General features: G+C 65.1%; 14 protein-coding genes. 11 read left to right on the top strand and 3 right to left on the bottom strand.

All coding sequences use genetic code 11. The features are described from left to right. Positions 1 to 2: 2 nt before the first annotated feature. Positions 3 to 1,613 carry an ABC transporter ATP-binding protein gene (locus ACQR03_RS31975; protein ID WP_434842308.1) on the top strand — a complete coding sequence of 537 codons (1,611 nt, stop codon included), beginning with the start codon at positions 3 to 5 and terminating at the stop codon, positions 1,611 to 1,613. 259 nt (positions 1,614 to 1,872) lie between these two features. Further along, positions 1,873 to 2,061 (top strand): hypothetical protein, encoded by a 189-nt coding sequence (locus ACQR03_RS31970; RefSeq protein WP_315715240.1) that lies wholly within the window; start codon positions 1,873 to 1,875, stop codon positions 2,059 to 2,061. Positions 2,062 to 2,108: 47 nt separating this feature from the next. Here ACQR03_RS31970 and rpsU read toward each other — a convergent pair whose 3' ends face one another. Next, entirely contained in the window at positions 2,109 to 2,432 is a 324-nt protein-coding gene (gene rpsU, locus ACQR03_RS31965) for a 30S ribosomal protein S21 (protein ID WP_315715241.1), read from the bottom strand. A 458-nt stretch (positions 2,433 to 2,890) separates the two neighbouring features. Between rpsU and ACQR03_RS31960 the strand changes: the two genes are divergently transcribed. The 3 genes from ACQR03_RS31960 to ACQR03_RS31950 all read left to right on the top strand — a co-directional run bounded on the left by ACQR03_RS31960 (position 2,891) and on the right by ACQR03_RS31950 (position 3,877). After that, complete coding sequence (locus ACQR03_RS31960; protein WP_315715242.1) at positions 2,891 to 3,097, top strand: cold-shock protein; 207 nt, start codon at positions 2,891 to 2,893, stop codon at positions 3,095 to 3,097. A 136-nt stretch (positions 3,098 to 3,233) separates the two neighbouring features. After that, positions 3,234 to 3,470: a transcriptional regulator gene (locus tag ACQR03_RS31955; RefSeq protein ID WP_315715243.1), complete on the top strand. Its 237-nt coding sequence runs from the start codon at positions 3,234 to 3,236 to the stop codon at positions 3,468 to 3,470. Between the two features lie 158 nt (positions 3,471 to 3,628). Next, complete coding sequence (locus tag ACQR03_RS31950; protein WP_315715244.1) at positions 3,629 to 3,877, top strand: hypothetical protein; 249 nt, start codon at positions 3,629 to 3,631, stop codon at positions 3,875 to 3,877. A gap of 57 nt (positions 3,878 to 3,934) precedes the next feature. On the opposite strand, the gene ACQR03_RS31945 is transcribed toward ACQR03_RS31950, so the two are convergent. Together ACQR03_RS31945 and rpmB are read right to left on the bottom strand one after the other, a co-directional pair. Further along, a complete protein-coding gene (locus ACQR03_RS31945) occupies positions 3,935 to 5,197 on the bottom strand; it encodes a T6SS phospholipase effector Tle1-like catalytic domain-containing protein (protein ID WP_315715245.1) in 1,263 nt (420 codons plus the stop codon). Positions 5,198 to 5,540: 343 nt separating this feature from the next. Then, on the bottom strand, positions 5,541 to 5,849 hold the full coding sequence (gene rpmB / locus ACQR03_RS31940; RefSeq protein WP_172114511.1) for a 50S ribosomal protein L28: 309 nt from the start codon (positions 5,847 to 5,849) through the stop codon (positions 5,541 to 5,543). 615 nt (positions 5,850 to 6,464) lie between these two features. Here rpmB and ACQR03_RS31935 point away from each other — a divergent pair. From ACQR03_RS31935 to ACQR03_RS31910, 6 genes are all read left to right on the top strand, one after another. Further along, positions 6,465 to 7,241, top strand: a complete 777-nt coding sequence (locus tag ACQR03_RS31935) for a DUF3108 domain-containing protein (protein WP_316166456.1) — start codon at positions 6,465 to 6,467, stop codon at positions 7,239 to 7,241. 554 nt (positions 7,242 to 7,795) lie between these two features. Then, the gene (locus tag ACQR03_RS31930) at positions 7,796 to 11,365 is read left to right on the top strand and encodes a helicase-related protein (RefSeq protein WP_316203497.1); all 3,570 of its coding nucleotides are present in this window, start codon (positions 7,796 to 7,798) and stop codon (positions 11,363 to 11,365) included. Between the two features lie 22 nt (positions 11,366 to 11,387). Further along, complete coding sequence (locus ACQR03_RS31925) at positions 11,388 to 11,693, top strand: RNA-binding S4 domain-containing protein (protein ID WP_315752296.1); 306 nt, start codon at positions 11,388 to 11,390, stop codon at positions 11,691 to 11,693. A gap of 114 nt (positions 11,694 to 11,807) precedes the next feature. Next, positions 11,808 to 12,146, top strand: a complete 339-nt coding sequence (gene fdxA, locus ACQR03_RS31920; protein ID WP_315715248.1) for a ferredoxin FdxA — start codon at positions 11,808 to 11,810, stop codon at positions 12,144 to 12,146. A gap of 501 nt (positions 12,147 to 12,647) precedes the next feature. Then, positions 12,648 to 13,478, top strand: coding sequence for a CarD family transcriptional regulator (locus ACQR03_RS31915; protein ID WP_315825512.1), 831 nt, complete (start codon positions 12,648 to 12,650; stop codon positions 13,476 to 13,478). A 172-nt stretch (positions 13,479 to 13,650) separates the two neighbouring features. Continuing rightward, positions 13,651 to 14,064 carry a hypothetical protein gene (locus ACQR03_RS31910; protein WP_315752294.1) on the top strand — a complete coding sequence of 138 codons (414 nt, stop codon included), beginning with the start codon at positions 13,651 to 13,653 and terminating at the stop codon, positions 14,062 to 14,064. Positions 14,065 to 14,075: the final 11 nt, after the last annotated feature.

Below are 14,075 nucleotides of genomic sequence, written 5' to 3'. Positions count from 1 at the left end.
CCGTGGCTGATCCCGTCGTTGCCATCCGCAACCTCCGTATCGCTTTGCCGCCGGGCGCCGAGCGCGCCCACGCCGTCGACGGCGTCTCCTTCGATCTTACCGCGGGCAGGATCGTCTGCGTGGTCGGCGAATCCGGCTCGGGCAAGTCGATGTGCGCGCATGCGCTGCTCGGGCTGCTGCCCGATACGGTGAAAGTGGAGAGCGGCGAGATGCGCTTCGAGGGGCGCGACCTGCTTGCCGTCGATGAGGACGGCTGGCGCGATCTGCGCGGCCGCCGCATCGCGATGGTGTTCCAGGAGCCGATGACCGCGCTCAATCCCTTGATGCGGATCGGCGAGCAACTGATGGAGGTGTTCGAGGCGCATGATCTGCTGAGCCCCCGCGAGCGCCGCGCCAAGGCGCTGGCGCTGGCGCGCGAGGTCGGCCTGCCCGATCCCGAACGGATCATCCGCGCCTATCCTCATCAGCTCTCCGGCGGCCAGCGCCAGCGTGCGATGATCGCGATGGCGCTCGCGCTCGAGCCTGCGGTGCTCGTCGCGGACGAGCCAACCACCGCGCTCGACGTGACGACGCAGGCGCAGATCCTCAAGCTGATCCGCAACCTGCAGGCCAGCCACAACATGGCGGTGATGTTCATCACCCATGATTTCGGCGTCGTCGCCGACATCGCCGACCAGGTCGTCGTTCTGCGCCATGGCAAGGTGGTGGAGGAGGGCACGGCCGCCGCCGTGCTCGGCCAGCCGCAGCACGACTACACCAAGGCGCTGCTCGCGGCCGTGCCGTCGTTCGACCCGCCACCGCGTCAATCACGCGAGGCTGCGCCTCGGGCGGTGGAGGTGATCGGCCTCGACAAGACCTATGTGACGCCGACCGGCTGGTTCCGCCCGAAGCGCGAGACGCGCGCCGCGCATGCGGTCAATTTCGCGATCCACCAGGGCGAGACGCTCGGACTCGTCGGCGAGTCCGGCTCGGGGAAGTCATCCGTTGCGCGTCTGGTGATGCGGCTGATCGAGGCCGATCGCGGCACGGTGCGGATCGGCGATGTCGATCTCACGGCGCTGGAGGGGCGCGCCTTGCGCGCGCAGCGTCACCGCATCCAGATGATTTTCCAGGACCCGTTCGCCTCGCTCAACCCGCGCCGCAAGGTCGGCCGCATCATTGCCGACGGCATGGTCGCGCACGGCACGCCGCTCGACGCGGCGCTGAAGCGCGCCCAGGATCTGCTCGGCATGGTCGGGCTCGACGCCGGCGCCATCGGCCGCTATCCGCACGAGTTCTCGGGCGGCCAGCGTCAGCGCATCGGCATTGCGCGCGCGCTCGCGCTGGATCCGGAGATCATCGTCGCGGACGAAGCAGTGTCGGCGCTCGATGTGTCAGTCCAGGCGCAGGTGTTGCGGCTCCTGGAAGATTTGAAGGCGCGCCTTGGTCTGTCGATGCTGTTCATCACGCATGACCTGCGGGTGGCCGCGCAGATCTGCGATCGGATCGCCGTCATGCAAAAGGGCGAGATCGTCGAGCTGAAGCCGACCGCGGCGCTGTTCGCCAATCCCGAACACGCCTATACGCGCGAGCTGCTCGCTGCCGTTCCCGGCCGCAAGCACGGTACGGCGTGATTTGCGTAAGCCGGCCGCCGGTCGGAACCATGGAGCATCGTGCCGGGTCGGGTTCAAATGCTTGCAACATCTTCGGCGTATTTGGATTATAATAAGACTGGACCCCGATGGGGCCGCAGGGTGGTCGCCCGAGCTGGTACGCGCCAAGACAGCGGGCTCGTGCTCCCTCTACCCGCGGCCTTCATTGAACCGTGCCGTGCTGCGCCAGTCTCGACAGGATGTCGCAGCGGCGTTCACCATCCCAACGAGGACTCTCATCATGTCGGAGCGCAAGCCAACGGCCGCCGTGCGCGAGGCTCAAAAAGCCTTCAAGCCGGCCGAGCCGACGAGAAGCGATTATGAAAAGGCGCAGAGCGCCTTCGATCAGAACCGCGAGCGACTGAAGGCCGAGCGATTGGCGCGTGAAGCGGCTGACGGCGCCGGCAAACAGCCGAAGAAGCTGGCGTGAACCGCCAGCCTCTTCCCGTCGATTTCGGCGGGCATGCCGTCGCTTGCTCAGCTGCGCGGGGGCGTAGCGGTAAGCTGGTCCCGCGGCCGTTCACGATCGGTGTGCGTCGAGGTCGTTGAGGGGAGCGCGCCCGGCCGCGCTGCGGGTACCTTCTTGACCGGCGCCGGCAGCAACCCTTCGCGGATGGCCTGCTTGCGCGCGACTTTGCGATGGCGCCTGATCGCATCGGATTTCTCGCGCGTCTTGCGCTCCGATGGCTTCTCATAGGATCTGCGGCGCTTCATCTCGCGGAATACGCCTTCGCGCTGCATCTTCCGCTTCAGGATGCGCAACGCCTTCTCGACGTCGTTGTCACGAACAAGAACCTGCAAAAGTGTCCTCCTTGTCTTCATCTCTATCGATGAAATTCGGTTGGCAAAGCCGAGCGGCGCTGCGGCGGGGCGAACGGCGCGCTCAGCAGAGCGGCGTCAATGAAACGTGTTGCTCACAATGTTATGAGTCACGATACGTGCGAGACACGGTGATCCCCTTCGTCGGAAGGCGGGAGCACGAGTGTCTCTCAGCCATCGATGGCCATGCCGTTACCGATGGTGCTGTGAAGATAGGGGCAATCTGCTGATATTGCCAGCGCGAGCCGACTCAACGGTTCCGGCCCTCGGCAAACTATATTTGCCGCGCGGCCTTGTAATCCCCGAGAAAATCTCTACCTTGAGGTAGTTCGATTAGCCGCTGTGCCTTTCTGAATGTGCCTGTGGGCTATTTCCAAAAGTCATCGCTCAGTTGAATGAGATCGCGTGATGGTCGCGCGGTGAATGATTTGGAGATAGACATGCAGGGTACGGTCAAGTGGTTCAATGGCCAGAAGGGCTTTGGTTTCATTCAGCCGCAGGATGGCGGGAACGACGTGTTCGTTCACATCAGCGCTGTTGAACGCGCTGGTCTCGCCGGTCTGGCTGAAGGCCAGAAAGTCAGTTTTGAGGTCAAGACGGACAAGATGCGCGGTAAAACCAGCGCAGAAAATCTCGCGCTGGTCTGATCGCACTGATCTGACGTCTCTGACGTCTTGGGCCATTTCACGGATGTACTGAAATGGCCGGTTTGCCCGCTCGATCCTGTATTGAGCGGGCTTTCTGCGTCTCGACGGTAACCCGCGTTTCCGGAAGGATCAGTCGATGGCCACCAAGAAGATGTCAGAACGCTCCCCCGAAAGCATTGCGCGGTCGGAGCGCCAGCGCGTCGCCGCCGAGGACGGGGCGAAGGCGCGCGCCGAATGGGATCAGCGCGCGACCGCGGTCCGCAAGAACATGGAGCGGCTGCGCGTGTTGCGGCTCGCCAAGGAAGCGGAAGCTGCGCAAGCGGGTTCTGACGCGGCGCCTGCGCCGAAGCGGCGGAAGAAGGTCGCTCGCTAGGGCGGTTTCGTCTCGCCTTCCGACGTCGGCTGCCCGGTGGAACTATCGGAACTTCAGATCCGTTGCCGGTGCTCGAACAGACGGGCGATCCATGCCTGATCATTACGTCTCAACCGCGTCCCGCGTACAGACCCGACCTTCGTACCGAGGAGGCTGACGTGGCCAAGTCGACAGCTACAGACGTTCGCATCGCCAAGGACGAGACGCAGCGTGGAGGCCAGACGATCGCATTCGCGCTCGCAATCGGCGCCACGCGGCAGGTCTGTCATCTCGAGACCTGCTTTTGCACCCGCAACCAGGCGTTCGCCTATCTGCAGCGAAACCGCACGGCGTTCGAGCAGATGGCGCGCGAGCAGTTCGCCCGTGGCGAGGTGACCGACGGCGTCATCCATCTGCGCATGATCTGAGGCGATCCGCCACACGCGGGCCTCTGAAGACGCTGCCCGACGCGCAACGCGCCGTTGCTACTCCGCCTTCTGTTTGACCGGAAGCGGGACGCGCTCATAGGACGCGGGCAGATTGACGGGCCGGTAGTCCTGCGATTCTGCGATCCGCATCAGCACGCTCTCGTGGATGAACGCGCCCTCGGGAATGAAGCGCGGCTCGCAATTCGGAACGTACAATCCGAAATGCGCCTTGCGCTCCGGCCACTCCTTGTACGTCGCGCTCTTCGGCAGCCATTCCAGCAGCCGCCAGGCCGGCGTCATCGAATCGTGCAGGGGGCCCTGGACGCTCGGCGCCACATAGGAGAACGGACTGTTCTTGCGCTGCACGCCCCAGGCGAGCTGATTCACCGTGCGCGGATTGACCGTCAGCCCGGCCTCGACCGCCTCGTCGATCATCCACAGCAGCGGATATTTCGAAGCCGCCGACCGCACCTCGGGATAGCCGCCGCCGACGTCGGAATGCACGCCGGCGAACCACACCTGTTTGGCGTCCTGCGGTCGCGCCTGCGCCTTGTTGAAGCGGTTCGGCGTGAAGGTCTGCGGCATCCCCCACGGCTTCAGCCGGAACATGCAGCGGCGCTCGTCGATCGCCGCAGCCTGACGGAAGATCTTCACGCTCGGGTTCTCGATCGTGAAGGCGAGCTCCTCGAGGCTCGGCAGCGCAAACAGCCGGTCGGTGCGCGGCACGATCACGCTCGCCACCGTGTCCCACACGCCGACGAAATGGATCGTCGGCCAGCGCGTCGAGGTGATCCGCGCGAACTGCGCGGCCTGGTCGGCGCGGCTCTCCGGGATCGGCCCGTCCTCCTCGGTGCTCTCGAGCTCCTTGGTGATGCCGCGCCCGGCCTTCGGATTGTCGGAGGAATACTTCTTGTAGGCGATCACGCCCGGGCCGACGAGATTGATCTGGCCCGGCGAGATCAGCCCGATCTTGTGGATCAGCCCGGCGAGCACGCGCACGGTGTAGGCGCCCCGCGAGAAGCCGAACAGGAAGATGCGATCGCCGTCCTGGTACTGCGTGGCCAGGAAAGAGTAGGCGTTGATGACGTTGTCGTCGAGGCCGTAGCCCGTCGCGAGCCCCAGCACCATGTTGAAATTGGCCTTGAAGCGATGCCAGCTGTCGGGCTGCGTCAACGTGCCGACGCCGGGATCGTAGAACACGACCTGATGCGGTGTCGTCTTGTCGGTCTTGCGCAGGCACCGATAAAGCTTGAGCACGTTCGAGATGTTCTCGCTGATCTCGTTGCCGGTGCCGTCGCAGCAGATGACAATATTCTTCATGGCAAAGGAATGTCCGCAATAATGCTACCGCAACGAGTGTAGAGCATCCGGCTGGTGTTGGGGAGGTCGGTTCCCTATGGCACTTCGTCTGGGTCGCTGTTGCGCGCGGCGCGGCGGACATCGCGAAGTGACTGCGGGGCGCCGTTGTACGAACGGATGATCACCCGACCAGTCCTGCCGCCCCACGCCTGCTGCCCGTGTCCAGAGTTGTCAGTTGGTCACGGCATCCGCAAGCAAAACGGCCGGATCTCTCGACCCGGCCGTTTCGACATCTCGTTCAGCTTGAAGCCGCGCCCGTGACGCGTCCGGCTTCTGCATCAATCCTGAATTTCGGCTTGCTCTCTCAGCTCGCCTTGGCGACCGGGGCAGCGTCCGCCGCCTTCTTCTCGATGGCGCGCTTCAGCTCCAGCGCGCGCGGCGACAGGGTCGCGGCGTTGGCCTTGAGCAGATAGGCATCGAGGCCGCCATTGTGGTCGACGCTCTTGAGCGCGTTGGTGGAGACGCGCAGGCGCACGTTGCGGCCGAGTGCATCCGAGATGAAGGTCACGTTGCACAGGTTCGGCAGGAAGCGCCGCTTGGTCTTGATGTTGGAGTGGCTGACCTTGTGGCCAACCTGGGGACCCTTGGCCGTCAGTTCACAGCGCCGCGACATGGCAATAAATCCTCTCTCATCCCCGCACCCTTCGTCCGCCTGTGTCGGCGGGCCGCGGGGGTCCAAAACTCGTCCAGCTCGTCTCTGGGAGATGCGGTCGTATAGGGGGGATGCGGCTTTTCGTCAAGGTTTTGAAGGCCGCAGCGAATAGAGGGAGCCGGGCCGGCGAACCCGAAGGGCGCGACCCGTGCATCCTCCTGGTCGGGCCGAAATCGCCAACCAGCAGAAAAGCAGGCGTATAATCAATAGTATAGCCGATAGTTTAGACCATATAAAGGGCGCATTCGGACGTGATGGATGGATATCCCGCGAACAGTCCGAAATGCCGGAATGGCGGCATGCTGGCGCGGTCGGAGGTTCGCGGCTCGGTTCCGGCAGAGCTGCGGATGACGGTCTGAGTGCTGTTCAGCTGCAAAGCGCTGGACAAACCGCCATTGTCGGACGGTTCGCGTTGTTTGAAGGCGTTTTTGGCTTAAGTAGCAAGGATGGCGCGTCGGATCGGTCCGGCGCTCAGGCAGGCGGATCGGTAGGATCATTCGTCACGTGACCATCATCTCGGTTCCCTCATTTCTCTGCTGTCGCCTGGCCGCGGCCGGGGCAGCGCTCTGCCTGTTGTTGCTGGCGCAAAACGCCCAGGCGCAGGCTCGGTTGGACGCTCAATACGAGGCTTCCCTGGCTGGCATCCCCGTCGGCAAGGGTACCTGGGCGGTCGAGATCGGGGATGATCAGTATGGTGCCGCGGCTCAGGGCGGCACCGCCGGCCTGCTCAAGAGCTTCTCGCAAGGATCAGGCACCGGCTCGGTGCAGGGGCGCGTCGTCAACGGCGCCCTGGTCGGCCAGAGCTACCAGGCCTCGACCACGACGGGAAAGAAATCCGAGCAGATCCGCATCAATCTGCAGAACGGTACTGTGAAGGACTTCGCCATCGAGCCGGCGCCTCCGGTCGATCCCGACCGCATTCCGGTGACGGATGCCCACAAGCGTGGCGTGCTCGATCCGATGACGGCCTCTCTGGTGCGCGTGCCGGGCAACGGCGAGCTGCTGTCGCCGGACTCGTGCCGCGGCGCTGCGCCCGTGTTCGACGGCCGCATGCGCTACGAGCTCAAGCTCGACTACAAGCGCATGGAGAACGTCAAGGCAGACAAGGGTTATCGTGGCCCGGCCCTGGTCTGCGCGATCTACTTCACGCCAGTCGCGGGCTACATCCCGGACCGGCCGGTCATCAAATATCTGGCTCAGGCCCGCAACATGGAGATCTTCTTCGTGCCGATCGCCGGCACCCGTGTGCTGGTGCCGTTCAAGATGGTGATCCCGACCCCGCTGGGGACCGCGATGCTGGAAGCGACGTCGTTCATCACCCAGGCGGCGCCGCACGTCGCCAAGACCCAGTAGTGCGTCGTTTCGCTGCTCCTCCACATCGGAATCTCGTCGTTGCGGCGCAGCCCCGTCAGCGGCCGTGGCGTGAAGGCCTGACGGCATGCCGTCCGCTGTCGCTTGAATCCGATGGAGATTCGGGGTTCGCGCTGCATGATCTCCGGACTGACGGGCTCATGAGCTCCGATTTGTCGGGACCCCCTATCGATACTGTCTGCTGCGCGTGAATCCGTTTGACTCTTCCCTGATTCTGATTCGACTCGGGATGCGCTGAACGCGCGCCAGTTCCATCGCGAAAGCGTTGCTTGTGGAGCCCGCGAAAACTTGATCTAGTGCTGGCTTGATGGCAGAGCGCGAGATGTTGCGGTGAACGAAGCCGGAAAGCCGACGGAGTCAGCGATTCCTTCGCGATTCGTTCTCAAGGCGTTCCGAAGCTTAAGCTGCGTCACTATATGCGTCACAATGTGAGACAGGGGTCAGCATCGCAGCCTCTCCAGACACACGATTATTCCGCATCCGTCGCGCGTGAACGGCGCGCTTCCAACGCCGGCTTCGAGACCCACATTTAACGAATGGCTTTTTCGTCCTCTTCGGCTGCCTCGCCTTTCGAGCGCACGTCCGACCGCGCTCCCGGAAGCGGCGTCACCGCCGTGCTCGGCCCCACCAACACCGGCAAGACGCATCTGGCGATCGAGCGCATGCTCGCGCATTCCTCCGGCATCATCGGACTGCCGCTGCGGCTGCTCGCGCGTGAGGTCTACAACAAGATCGCCGATCGCGTCGGCAGCGAGGCCGTCGCGCTGATCACCGGCGAGGAGAAGATCAAGCCGAAAAATCCGCGCTACTGGGTGTCGACCGTCGAAGCGATGCCCAGGGATCTCGACGTGTCGTTCCTGGCCGTCGACGAGATCCAGATCGCGTCCGATCTCGAGCGCGGCCACGTCTTCACCGACCGCATCCTCAATCGCCGCGGTCGCGACGAGACGCTGCTGCTGGGTGCTGCGACGATGCGTCCCATCATCGAGCGTCTGCTGCCGGGCGCGTCGATGGTGACGCGGCCACGATTGTCGCAACTCGAATTCGCCGGTGATCGCAAGATCACGCGACAGCCGCGCCGGACCGCCATCGTGGCGTTCTCGGCCGACGAGGTCTACGCCATCGCCGAGCTGATCCGCCGCCAGCATGGCGGCGCCGCTGTCGTGCTGGGATCGCTGTCGCCGCGAACCCGCAACGCGCAGGTGGCGATGTTCCAGAACGGTGACGTCGACTATCTCGTCGCCACCGATGCGGTCGGCATGGGGCTCAACCTCGACGTCGATCACGTCGCCTTCGCGTCCGACCGCAAATATGACGGCTATCAGTTCCGCCGGCTCACGCCGTCGGAATTTGCCCAGATCGCCGGCCGTGCCGGACGCGCGACGCGCAATGGCACGTTCGGCACCACCGGACGTTGTGCGCCATTCGAGCCCGAGCTGGTCAATGCGCTCCAGAACCATGCCTTCGATACCGTGAAGGTGCTGCAATGGCGCAACTCCCGGCTTGATTTCGCGTCCTTGAGCGCGCTTCAGGTCTCGCTGGCGGTCGCGCCGGCGCATGAGGCGCTGACGCGCGCGCCGATTGCGGAGGACCTGCGCGTGCTCGATCACGCCGCGCGCGATGCCGAGGTGCGCGACATCGCTCACGGCGCGGCCGCGGTCGAGCGTCTGTGGGAAACCTGCCAGATTCCCGACTATCGCAGGCTGTCGCCGGCCGCCCATGCGGAGCTGGTGACCACCGTGTTCGGCTTCCTGATGCAGAAGGGGCGTATTCCGGACGCCTGGTACGCGGCCCAGGTCGATCAGGCCGACCGCGTCGATGGCGACATCGATACGCTGTCGGGGCGGATTGCACAGATCCGTACCTGGACCTTCGTGGCCAACCGGCCCGACTGGCTGCGCGACCCTGATTATTGGCAGGGGATTACCCGCGAACTCGAAAATAAATTGTCAGACGCCCTTCATGAACGGCTCACGGAGCGTTTCGTTGATCGTCGTACCAGTGTATTGATGCGGCGCCTGCGGGAGAACAGTGTTTTGAATACGGAAATCGGCAAGACCGGCGAAGTGATCGTTGAAGGGCACGCGATCGGCCGCCTGGATGGATTCACCTTCGCGCCCGACGCCGCCGAAGCCGGCTCGGAGGCCAAGGCCTTGCAGGCTGCTGCCCAGAAGGCGCTGGCCGGCGAGATCGAGGCGCGCGCCGAGAAGCTGTCCAGCGCGCCCGACGAGCACATCGTGCTCACCGCCGACGGCACGGTGCGCTGGACCGGCGACGCGGTCGCCAAGCTGGTCGCGGCCGACGACGCGCTGCATCCGCGCCTGCGCATCATCGCCGACGAGCGGCTGACCGGTGCTGCGCGCGACAAGGTCCAGGCGCGGCTCGATCTGTGGCTGAAGACGCATATCGAGAAGCTGCTCGGCCCGCTGTTCGAGTTGTCCAAGGCCGAGGACATCACCGGCATCGGCCGCGGCATCGCGTTCCAGCTGGTGGAGGCGCTCGGCGTCATCGAGCGCGCCAAGATCGCCGCCGAGATGAAGGATCTGGACCAGCCGTCGCGCGCCACCTTGCGCAAGTACGGCGTCCGCTTCGGTGCCTACCACATCTACGTCCCGGCGCTGCTCAAGCCCGCCGCGCGCGCGCTCGCTGCGCTGCTGTGGGCCGAGAAGCAGGGCAATGTCGACATGTCCGCCCTGACCGGCGCGCAGCATCTGGCGAGCTCGGGCCGGACCTCGTTCCCGGTCGACAAGGCGCTGCCGCGCGATGCCTATCGCGTGCTCGGCTACAAGCAGGCGGGCGAGCGCGCCGTGCGCGTCGACATCCTGGAGCGGCTGGCCGACCTGATTCGTCCCGCCCTGGCCTGGCGCGACAATGCACCGGGCGAAAAGCCGGCCGGCGCCTTCGACGGCCGTGGCTTCGTGGTGACGCAGGCGATGACCTCGCTCACCGGCTCGGCCGGCGAGGACTTCGCCTCGATCCTGCGCGCGCTCGGCTATCGCATGGAGAAGCGCCCGCCGCTGCCGCCCAAGCCGATTGAGAAGCCCGTCGAGGCTGCTGCCGTCGCGGAGGCTGCCGCTGCGGAAGCCGCTCCGGCTGAGCCGGCAGATGCGCAGGCCGTGCCGGGCGGGGACCTCGCAGTTGTCGCCGGCGAGCCGGCCGACGAGCAGGTTCCCACCGTCGCGGAGGCCGCCGTCGCTCCGGTGACCGAGCAGGCCGTCGCCGTGCCCGCGGTGGTTGGTGAGGAGCAGGCGGAAACCGCGTCGGTGTCGGCCCTGGCATCGCTGCCAACCGTCGATTTCGTCACGCCGGATGTGGCGGACGAGGCGTCCGGGGCCGAGACGGCCGCCGAAAGCGGCGTCGCCGAGGCGGAAACCGCCGTCGCTGCGGATGCGCCGCAGCCCGAAGCCGCCGAGGCCGTCGCGAACGAGGCAACGAGCATCGGCGACGCTTCGGCTGAAGCTGCCGCGGCGGAAACTGCTGCTGGATCGACCGCTACCGAGGCTTCTCCCGCCGAGGCCGCGCCTGCTGCCGAGCCCGTCCTGGTCGAGGTCTGGCGGCCGGGCGGGCGCTCGGAGGAGCGCCGGCCGCGCCACGACCATCATCATCGCGGCCGGCCCAACCGTCCGCAGCATGAGCGCGGGCAGGCTGCCGGCGGCGGTCAGGCACCGGCCGGGACCGCTCCGGCCGAGGGCGGCGAGGCGCGTGAGCGCCATCACCGCGGCCATGGCCGGCGCGACCGGATGAAGGAGTTCGGCAAGGACTTCCGCAAGGGCCCGCCGGAGGCTGGTGCGGCTCCACCAGCCGAGGGCGCATCGGCTCCGGCGCGCGAGGATCGCGGGCCGCGCCGCGATCATGATGCCAAGGGGCGCGACCAGAACCGTGATCGCAACAAGGGTGGCAAGTTCGGCGGTGACCGCGAGGGGCGCGGCGGCCGCGACTTCGGCAAGGGGGGGCGCGACAAGCGCGACAGCGGCCCGGCGCTGCGGCCCTACGCATCGAGCAGCGGCGGCGGCCGGGATCGCGACCGTCCGGTCGATCCCAATTCGCCGTTCGCCAAGCTCGCCGCGCTCAAGGAGCAACTCGCGGGGAACAACCGCAAGGACTGAGCGGCAAGATCGGTTGGCAAGATTGGTTGGAAGGACAACGCCGACGTCCGACACCCCGTCAGAGCGCCAGCGCCTCGACAAATGGCTGTGGCATGCGCGGCTGGTGAAGGCGCGCACCAGCGCCGCGGCGCTGGTGTCGTCGGGGCACGTCCGGGTCAATGGTGTGCGCGAGACCTCGCCGGGCCATGGGGTGAAGACCGGTGATGTGCTGACCATCGCGCTCGATCGCAGCGTGCGCGTTCTCAAGGTGACCGGCTTTGCCGAGCGTCGCGGCGATGCTGCCTCGGTGCGCGGACTGTACGATGATCTGGATGGCGGACGATCCTGATCGATTGCGCCAGAGCAATGTCCGGTTCAGTTCTTCGCCCCGCTTCACTTGCGGCACACCACGTCCTGCGCTAGTCCAAGCCAGCCGAATTGTCGATCCGTTCCGGAGCCTTGGATGACTTACGTCGTCACCGAAAACTGTATCAAGTGCAAATACACCGATTGCGTCGAGGTCTGCCCGGTAGACTGCTTCTACGAGGGCGACAACATGCTGGTCATTCATCCGGACGAATGCATCGATTGCGGCGTGTGCGAGCCGGAATGCCCGGCCGACGCGATCAAGCCGGATACCGAGCCGGGGCTGGAGAAGTGGCTGGGCGTGAACGCCGAATATGCCAAGTCCTGGCCCAACATCACCCAGAAGAAAGACCCGCCGGCCGACGCCAAGGAGCACGACGGCGAGGATGGAAAGTTCCAGAAATATTTTTCGTCGAAGCCCGGCGCCGGAGACTGACGGTCGTCTCGCTACCTGCGCGGCACCAGCGCGCCCCGTCCTGCGGGGCGCCATCGCGCCGATCGAAATCGTTGCGCGGAAACAATGGCCTAGAACACCTCATGCGGTGAGCGGGAACCGCTGCATGAGTTGTTCCATTCCGGCACGTTGCACTTAACCCTAACTTCGTGGATCCGTCACAATACCGCCCCTGCGGCCTCTAAATCATTGATTTTTGCGGCAAATGTGCTATATATAGCACATTCTCAGAGCCGAACCCGGCCATGCGTAACCTTTTTTGGCCGCCCTTTTAGGTTCCCGCAACATCAAACAGGGGCGTGGCAGTTCCGCGCGCAGGCTGTGTCACAGAAAACGCGTAAAAAGAGTGCTTCCAAGAGTACAAAAAAAGCCGCCGCGGCCAGCCGCAGCGTTTCCAAGGGCCGTGCCCGGGCTCCTGTAAAGGAGATTCGGGCTGCCGCGAAGGCCTCGGCTGCCAAGTCCACCAAGAACAAAAGAAGCGCAATGCCTGAAAAGACTGCCAAGACTGCCGCGAAAGCATCCGCCGCGAAGACCACTCTTGCAAAGGACTCTGTTGCCAAGGCTGCGCCTGCCAAGGCCGCCGCTGCGCCCAAGGCTGCCACCAAGACCGCCGTTCCCGCGGCCGCTGCCCCTGTTGCCAAGCCCGCCGTCGCCGCCAAGCCGGCTGTTCCCGCCGCGGCCGCGCCGCGCGTCGAGGAAAAGAAGCTGCCGACCCAGCGCCAGGGCTTCAAGACCAACGAATTCGTCGTCTATCCGGCTCACGGCGTCGGCCAGATCCTGGCCATCGAGGAGCAGGAGATCGCGGGCGCCAAGCTCGAGCTGTTCGTCATCAACTTCATCAAGGACAAGATGACGCTGCGGGTGCCGACCGCCAAGGTCGCCAATGTCGGGATGCGCAAGCTGTCCGACCCGGCGCTGGTGAAGAAGGCGCTGGAGACCCTGAAGGGCCGTGCCCGCGTCAAGCGCACCATGTGGTCGCGTCGCGCCCAGGAATACGAAGCGAAGATCAATTCGGGCGACATCGTCGCGATCGCGGAGGTCGTGCGCGATCTCTACCGTTCGGAGTCGCAGCCCGAGCAGTCCTACAGCGAACGCCAGCTCTACGAAGCGGCGCTCGACCGTCTGTCGCGCGAGATCGCCGTCGTGCAGCACTCGACCGAGACCGAGGCCGTCAAGGAGATCGAGACGCAGCTCGCCAAGAGCCCGCGCCGCGGTGCCAAGACCGAAGCCGATGCGGTCGCCGAAGGTGATGCGGAAGGCGAGGGTGACGACATCGATGGCGACGACACCGCCGTGGCCGACGAGGCCGCCTGATCGACCGTTTGCGTTTTCGAATTAGTTGCTTACGAAAGCCCGGCCGCAAGGTCGGGCTTTTTTGTTTGGGCGTGTCGCCTTGACGACGTCCCGCTACTGTTCTTGGATCGTCAGCTGCGGGGGTGTCTGCGCAGCGGGCGTCCCATGCTTTGCCTCGACATAGGGGGACGCCATGTCAAATCCGGTGCTTGGACTGGCATCCAGCCCTCTTGCTGAGCTCGTATTCGTCGACGTGTATCGCGACGGCGGTTCATACGATGCCCGTTTCGAGACCGTGGACGGTCAGCCGATCGCGCTCTGGCTGCAGCGATCGAGGATGCCCGATGCTGAGGGGCTGCACCACCGGGAGCTGTTCGTCCACGACGGACAGCAGGACCCGGACGATCTCCAGCCGGTGGCCATAGGCAGTGCGGAAGAGCAGGATGTTCTACATCGCCTCGACGAATTCGTGGTCGGCCACGGCTCCGGCTGCGATGTCGGCGCGCTTGCTCGTCTCGTAAAGATGATAGGCTACATTCGGCGCCGTGAGCCGGTTTTTCCTACTTCCCAGCTGGAACGACGTCCTCCGGAAAGCTGGCCGAGCTGAGCCGCCGCAGC

This window comes from Bradyrhizobium sp. HKCCYLS3070, assembly GCF_051167575.1.
In the GTDB taxonomy this organism is placed as follows: Bacteria; Pseudomonadota; Alphaproteobacteria; order Rhizobiales; family Xanthobacteraceae; genus Bradyrhizobium.
Note: the sequence above shows the minus strand (reverse complement) of the source record. Positions and strands in the feature narration are given on the sequence as shown.

Bases quoted from the DNA above. Each gene is read 5' to 3' on its own strand.
- ACQR03_RS31955 (WP_315715243.1), top strand. From the start codon at position 3,234: ATGGCCACCAAGAAGATGTCAGAACGCTCCCCCGAAAGCATTGCGCGG.
- rpmB (WP_172114511.1), bottom strand. From the start codon at position 5,849: ATGTCGCGGCGCTGTGAACTGACGGCCAAGGGTCCCCAGGTTGGCCAC.
- ACQR03_RS31960 (WP_315715242.1), top strand. From the start codon at position 2,891: ATGCAGGGTACGGTCAAGTGGTTCAATGGCCAGAAGGGCTTTGGTTTC.
- ACQR03_RS31910 (WP_315752294.1), top strand. From the start codon at position 13,651: ATGTCAAATCCGGTGCTTGGACTGGCATCCAGCCCTCTTGCTGAGCTC.
- fdxA (WP_315715248.1), top strand. From the start codon at position 11,808: ATGACTTACGTCGTCACCGAAAACTGTATCAAGTGCAAATACACCGAT.
- ACQR03_RS31945 (WP_315715245.1), bottom strand. From the start codon at position 5,197: ATGAAGAATATTGTCATCTGCTGCGACGGCACCGGCAACGAGATCAGC.
- ACQR03_RS31930 (WP_316203497.1), top strand. From the start codon at position 7,796: ATGGCTTTTTCGTCCTCTTCGGCTGCCTCGCCTTTCGAGCGCACGTCC.
- ACQR03_RS31970 (WP_315715240.1), top strand. From the start codon at position 1,873: ATGTCGGAGCGCAAGCCAACGGCCGCCGTGCGCGAGGCTCAAAAAGCC.
- ACQR03_RS31915 (WP_315825512.1), top strand. From the start codon at position 12,648: ATGCCTGAAAAGACTGCCAAGACTGCCGCGAAAGCATCCGCCGCGAAG.